Source organism: Methanoregula sp. (assembly GCF_028712425.1).
Lineage (GTDB): Archaea > Halobacteriota > Methanomicrobia > Methanomicrobiales > Methanospirillaceae > Methanoregula.
Genome location: NZ_JAQTQD010000046.1, coordinates 1 through 5889, shown reverse-complemented (window position 1 = coordinate 5889; position 5889 = coordinate 1). Strand labels below are relative to the sequence as shown.

Annotated in this window: 7 protein-coding genes; 1 reads left to right on the top strand and 6 read right to left on the bottom strand. The window is 59.4% G+C overall.

The annotated features are described in order from the left end of the window. Positions 1-383: hypothetical protein (locus tag PHF39_RS13555; protein ID WP_300225032.1), on the top strand; the 383-nt coding region annotated here is incomplete at its 5' end. A gap of 294 nt (positions 384-677) precedes the next feature. Here PHF39_RS13555 and PHF39_RS13550 read toward each other — a convergent pair. The 6 genes from PHF39_RS13550 to PHF39_RS13525 all read right to left on the bottom strand — a co-directional run. Continuing rightward, on the bottom strand, positions 678-962 hold the full coding sequence (locus tag PHF39_RS13550; protein ID WP_300225029.1) for a hypothetical protein: 285 nt from the start codon (positions 960-962) through the stop codon (positions 678-680). Positions 963-1072: 110 nt separating this feature from the next. After that, the gene (locus PHF39_RS13545) at positions 1073-1261 is read right to left on the bottom strand and encodes a hypothetical protein (protein ID WP_300225027.1); all 189 of its coding nucleotides are present in this window, start codon (positions 1259-1261) and stop codon (positions 1073-1075) included. A 429-nt stretch (positions 1262-1690) separates the two neighbouring features. Continuing rightward, entirely contained in the window at positions 1691-2551 is an 861-nt protein-coding gene (locus PHF39_RS13540; RefSeq protein ID WP_300225025.1) for a (Fe-S)-binding protein, read from the bottom strand. Between the two features lie 6 nt (positions 2552-2557). Continuing rightward, entirely contained in the window at positions 2558-3265 is a 708-nt protein-coding gene (locus PHF39_RS13535; protein ID WP_300225022.1) for a GTP-binding protein, read from the bottom strand. Next, complete coding sequence (locus PHF39_RS13530) at positions 3262-4050, bottom strand: ATP-binding cassette domain-containing protein (RefSeq protein WP_300225020.1); 789 nt, start codon at positions 4048-4050, stop codon at positions 3262-3264. The genes PHF39_RS13535 and PHF39_RS13530 overlap by 4 nt, the downstream gene beginning before the upstream one ends. A 107-nt stretch (positions 4051-4157) precedes the next feature. After that, on the bottom strand, positions 4158-5889 hold a 1732-nt coding region (locus PHF39_RS13525), incomplete at its 5' end, for a PKD domain-containing protein (protein WP_300225018.1).

Here is a 5889-nt window from a genome sequence, read left to right as displayed (position 1 = left end):
GTTGTCAAGGCCTCCGAAGTGATGGTGGCAGTAGACTAAATTTTTCCTTTTTTTTGTTGAAGGTCATCAGACCTGAAACACGAGAAGAACCTGCAAGGTTCTTCGAACTATTGAGGGTCATCAGACCCGAGAAACGAGAAGAACCTGCAAGGTTCTTCGAACTATTGAGGGTCATCAGACCAGAGAAACGAGAAGAACCTGCAAGGTTCTTCGAACTATTGAGGGTCATCAGACCAGAGAAACGAGAAGAACCTGCAAGGTTCTTCGAACTATTGAGGGTCATCAGACCCGAGAAACGAGAAGAGCCGCAAGGTTCTTCGATGTGTTCGAGGGTCATCAGACCAGAGACAAGAGAAGAGCCGCAAGGTTCTTCGAACTATTGAGGGTCATCAGACCCGAGACAAGAGAAGAGCCGCAAGGTTCTTCGAACTATTGAGGGTCATCAGACCCGAGAAACGAGAAGAACCTGCAAGGTTCTTCGATGTGTTCGAGGGTCATCAGACCCGAGACAAGAGAAGAGCCGCAAGGTTCTTCGATGTGTTCGAGGGTCATCAGACCCGAGACAAGAGAAGAGCCGCAAGGCTCTTCGATGTGTTCGAGGGTCATCAAGGGGGGGCAATTATCCGAAATGTGGGATTCTCCAGAGGAGATCCGGTAATTCTTATGACCGGCCCCTTTCAGAACCTCGTCGAAAACAGCGCATCCACGTATTCCGAAGGATACGCCCCCTGCTCCGGTGCAAACCAGACCTCGGCTTCCCGTTCGCCCACGATCAGGTTGATCTCCACGAGCCCGAACTTATGGATGATGGCCCGGGTGCCGGACGGCGTCTCGCGGATATACAGTTCCTGGTCCGCAAGAAATGCCTGGATATCCTCGTCCGTTACCGGGCGGGAGAGCCGGTACATCCGGCGCGTCCAGCCGGGAAAAGGAGCAACCGGGTCGGTGAATGATGAGGTCATCTGCTTCAACCATAGGTGATGGTTTCCGGTTCTTAATAATGGCGGAACCGGCCGAACGAATCAGAAAGCAGCACCGGCAGGAGATGAGTACCGGACGGGCGGGTCATACCCTAATCGTCGTCATCGCCGTACACGAAGAAGTAACAGGAAGGGCATATGCTAAAAGTGTCGGGATTCGTTCCCGGGAAGTATTCACGGTGACAGGCGCGGCAGCGGAGGGTCTTTTTGAGAGCCCGGACAGGGCGTGCTGACTCGCCCGGGCTGCCGCTCTTCTCATGGTGTAAAGGGGCGGCCTTCACGTGCCACCCCACGGGAAGATCCGCCCTTCTGCCCGGGTATGTCGAAGGCGATGGACTGTCATGGCTGAAGGGCGATCACTTAAAAGAAAATCCTCGGTTCCTGTCGGGAACCGGTCCTGACCACGGACCGGCTCGCTTCCAGACGTATCCTGATCGTTGATGAGACTCTTTGTGTGTGATCTTGTCCTGTTTGTATGTCCGTTCTGCTGACAACGCACCTCATTTCTTAAGACACCTGGTGTGTGATTACCGTGTATGGCTTCGGTATTGTTCATTCTCAGAAATGCGTTATCATCCATCTGGTACGCCGGAGCGGTATAAATAGTTAATGATTTTAATTTAATCTTAAGAGAGAATCAACCTATTATAATTAATAATTCATGATCACGGTTCCGGAATTCCCGGGGAATCCATCGCGGACGGGAACACTCAGTCATCATCATCGTGCCCCGGCGACCCGTGCCGGTGCCGGCGGCCCTGGCCGGATCCCGGGATACGGCCGCCGGGACCATGGTCCTCGTCCTGCCACGACCGCTCCAGTACCCCGCCTTCCGAAGTGTGGACGCGGATGCCATCGATAAGGACCGTCGTGCACTCTCCCGATGCGTCCTTGATGGAGACCGAGTCCCCCGGCCGGATGGTGATATCCTTGAGCTTCTCCCGCTTCCCGTGCATCTGGAGGTCCTCCACGAGCACGTGGGTACCACAGGACTTGTTCAGCACCATCTGGACAACGCCCGAATGGACCAGCTGCCGCATGCAGTGTGCCGGGAGGAAACGCATCCGGAACCCGACAACCGGTTCGTGCCGGACGGTCCTCGCAATACCTTCGAACCCAATCTCGTGGTAGGCCCGGATGTCAAACACCTTCGTATCCGTACGGGCTGCCATCGGCCCGACCGTATGGCAGGAGAGGATACCGGTCACGGGATCGACTGAGAATACTCTGAGCACGTGCTGGATGGGACAACTTGGCTCCACCGGCCGTCCCCGCAGGATGTCCCCGGGAAGAAGATCCCACCGCTCGGCAAGGTCCGGCCGGAGCAGCTGGATATGCCGGCGGGCCGAAGGCTCGTTCGGGAACGGGTGGATCGCAAAATCGTAATCGAATCCCAGCAGGTCCCGGCCGGATCCCGGCCGGGCAGCCGGCAGTGCGGCCCGCTTCTCCGGCCGCTCGTAGTACGGGCAGTCCGGAAGATCTTTTGTCCCCTGCCGGGCCAGGAGCAGGAAATCGCTGCAGTTCCCCGCCCCGCAGGCCCCGCAGTTCCGGCCGGGAGGTTCCCATGCCATCCCGTTTCACTCTCCCCGGTACAGGTCGTCGGCGCCATCGAGGGTCTTTAAGATCCCGAAGTGCTGCTGCCACCCGATCTCCTTCTTCCCGGCACAGATCGTGCACACGGCAAGGGGGGGCATGCCCCGGAGCACGATTGCATCCGGGTCAAGGATCTCCGGCATGGCACGGACCGCCTTCACCAGGAACCGGAGCCCGGTCCCGTGCACCGCATTCGTCTCGATGATGTCGGCACGGGGGGCGACCTCCCGCACCCGCTCCCGGAATACTTCTTTCTCTGCCTGCGAGATCAAATCCACTTTCGTCACGACCGCGATATCGGCAAGGGCGATCATGGGCGCCATCTTTAAGGGGCTGTTTGTCCCGCCCACTGCGGAGAGCACGGCAATCCCGAGGGACTGGGTGGTGTACGGCGTGCAGCGGAGGCAGAGACCGGCACTCTCGACAATGATGATGCCGGCGCCCAGGTCCTCTGCCCACGAGATTGCATCGCGGAGCACGAGGATCCCGGTATGATCGGGGCAGACATCGCCGGAATAGACCTTCTTCGTTGGGATCCTGAACTCCGCTTTCAGCTCCTCGTCTTCGAAAGCCCGGACAACATCGATCTTTACGAACGCGATCAGCTGTTCTCCTGCAAGCTGCCGGATGATCTGCCGGACAACCGCGGTCTTCCCGGCGCTCGGCGGGCCGGCAAGGATGAGGAGCTTCATGTCACATCAGCCTCCTCTTCAAGGATCTCCCCGGCCCGGATCTTCTCCCGTACCCGGGAGAGGGCGCTATCGATCCAGGTGATCCGGGAGATGACCGCCTGCTCGCGGTCGCCCGGTTCGAGGATCTTCTCCACCGAACCGTTCCGCATCACGATACGCCGGTCCGAGAGGAGTGCGAGCAGGGGGTCATGGGTGACGAAGATGACGGCCTTGTTGTTCTTCTTTAGGGAATCGATCACGTTCTCCTTGAAGATCCCCCCGCTCTCCACTTCGTCGAGCAGGATGATCGGGGCGCTGCTCACGGCAATGGCATCCGCAATCAGGAGCGAGCGGGTCTGCCCCCCCGAGAGCGAGGTCATGCGCATCGTGCCGTCGATCTTCTCCCCGGTGAAACGGTTGGCAAGGGTGATGGTCTCTTCCGAGCGGGTGGTATCGGCGATCTTCCGGGCTTTCACGTGCATCTCCAAAAATCCGCTGACCGTGAGATCCGCGAGACACTTGGTGTTCTGGGTGATGAGCGCGATCGGTTTTTTTGCCGGGTCCCGCACCATCTCGTCGGGGGGCACCTCGCCGTTGACGAGCACGGTCCTCCCGGTCACGGTATCCCCGCATGCAAAGACCTCGATGTCATTGATGAACGCGGTCTTGCCGGAGCCGGTCGGTCCCACAATCGAGACCAGGTCCCCGGCACGGAGGGTAATCTCCGTAAACGTCTCCTTTGTCCCGTCCTTCGCCTTGCCGGGGAGGACCGTTATCGTCTGGATCTCGCTGGACTTATCAGGCATGTACGGATACTCCTCCTCGGGTTCCGGACCGGGATCTCCGGGCAGTCGCGGGATGATACTCTCCGGCACGGTAGTTGTCCCGTTTCATGGGAGGCTCTCGTCGTCATTCACATCTTTCTCCAGAGGACAAGACCCGCCCCGATGACCGCGACCACGATTATGGCATCGAAGAGGAGCCCGGCGATCTTCTCTCCCAGCGGCGAGGTTCCCCCGGCTGCACCCGGGCTCTGGTTTACCGCCGGTGTCGGTGTTGGCGTCCCCGAAGTAACCGCCGCAAGGGCAAATGTCGAGAGGCCGGTTGGCGAATCAGCCGTGAAGAGCTCGTTGCCGCGTTCGTCCGTCCCCAGGTACCGCGTCGGGAGCACCGTTGTTTTGCCATCGTCAGCACGGTGGATGATCACGACCTGCCCGGTTCCGCCTTGTGAAGCGACCCAGGCCGGGCTGACCGCCATCGAGATGGTGGCATCCCGGATGATCCCGCCGTTCTCCTCATTTGCGATACCGTCCTTGCTGTATGCCACTGTGTACGCGACTGCCGAAAGGTCATTGCCGTTCGCCTTCACGGCATCCCGGAAGGCGGTCTCCCCGGCAGGCCCGCACCCGGAGACAGCAGTGCTCGTGATGGATGCCGCCGAATCGGGAAGCCCTGCAAGGTCAAGGGACATCGTGACCGAAGGGTTCCCGAGCGAGGAGGAGGGGACAGTCACCGGCAGGGTCTCGGCCGTCACGCTCTTCACTGTACCGGAAAGAGTCGTCCCGTCGTTTGCCGGCGGGGCGGCAAGCGTGATGGCAACATTCTCCCAGCTCCCTCCGGCATTGCCGAGCCTGATCACGTTCCCCGAGGTCTCGGCAGGTGCCTGCAGGGTATCGATCGTCACGTCCTGCTTCCCGCCGTTCGTCCCGGCCCGGACACCGCTGAAGGCAAACGAGTTCGTGGAGACTGCTGCTGCTTCTCTTTTCCCGGTACCCGGATTGCCCTGCCCGGCCTCAGCCTTATCCGACGATATCCAGCCAATATCGCTGTCAAGGGACACCTTGTCGACGACGTGGATGTAACCGGTGCGGTTCAGTGAGAACCTCCCTCCATCGCTGGTAGTGACTACTAAATTCACGGAATACGTGCCGGGACTTTTGAATACATAGACGGGATCTTTCCCGGTGTCATCAGGCTTGCCATCACCGGTAAAGTCCCAGGCCCACGCGGTCGTTCCGGGAATATCCGAAACATCGGAGAACTGGACGGTGAGCGGGGCTACGCCGGAGGTAACGCTGGCAGTGAAATTGACAGGATACGTGACACCAGTGAGCGGGTTCGTATAGCTTCCGTTCTGACCGCTCCCTCCGGTATATCCTCCGACACTGGTTGCCGCGGATCCACCCGTCGGTGCCGTGACCGTGATCAGGTTCGTCATGGTTTTCGTGGTCGGCACTTCCTGGTTGTTCATGTCGGTCAGCGAGACGGTGTACACCCCTTCCTTGGTGTACACATGAACGGGATTCACTTCGGACGATGAGCTCCCGTCCCCAAAGTCCCATGCATGGGAAAGAACCGACTGTTCCGTGGTATCGGTGAAATGAACGGTAAGCGGGGCTGGTCCCGACATGACATCTGCCGTGAAATTCGTCTTGGGTCCCTGGTACACCGGAGTGCTCCCGGCCCAGGTCGGGAACTCGGAAGCCTTGTCGGCAAAGAGGGGGCCAAGGACAGTGTACCCGCTCACGGCCGAGGGCACCCCGCCACCGGATGTCAGGCCGTTCGACCACGAGATCCCGTGTCCCTGCGTGGTTTGATCGTTCCAGCAGTAGACATTGAACACGGCTGCCGTGTCAAGGTTCTCG

Bases quoted from the DNA above. Each gene is read 5' to 3' on its own strand.
- PHF39_RS13550 (WP_300225029.1), bottom strand. From the start codon at position 962: ATGACCTCATCATTCACCGACCCGGTTGCTCCTTTTCCCGGCTGGACG.
- PHF39_RS13540 (WP_300225025.1), bottom strand. From the start codon at position 2,551: ATGGCATGGGAACCTCCCGGCCGGAACTGCGGGGCCTGCGGGGCGGGG.
- PHF39_RS13535 (WP_300225022.1), bottom strand. From the start codon at position 3,265: ATGAAGCTCCTCATCCTTGCCGGCCCGCCGAGCGCCGGGAAGACCGCG.
- PHF39_RS13530 (WP_300225020.1), bottom strand. From the start codon at position 4,050: ATGCCTGATAAGTCCAGCGAGATCCAGACGATAACGGTCCTCCCCGGC.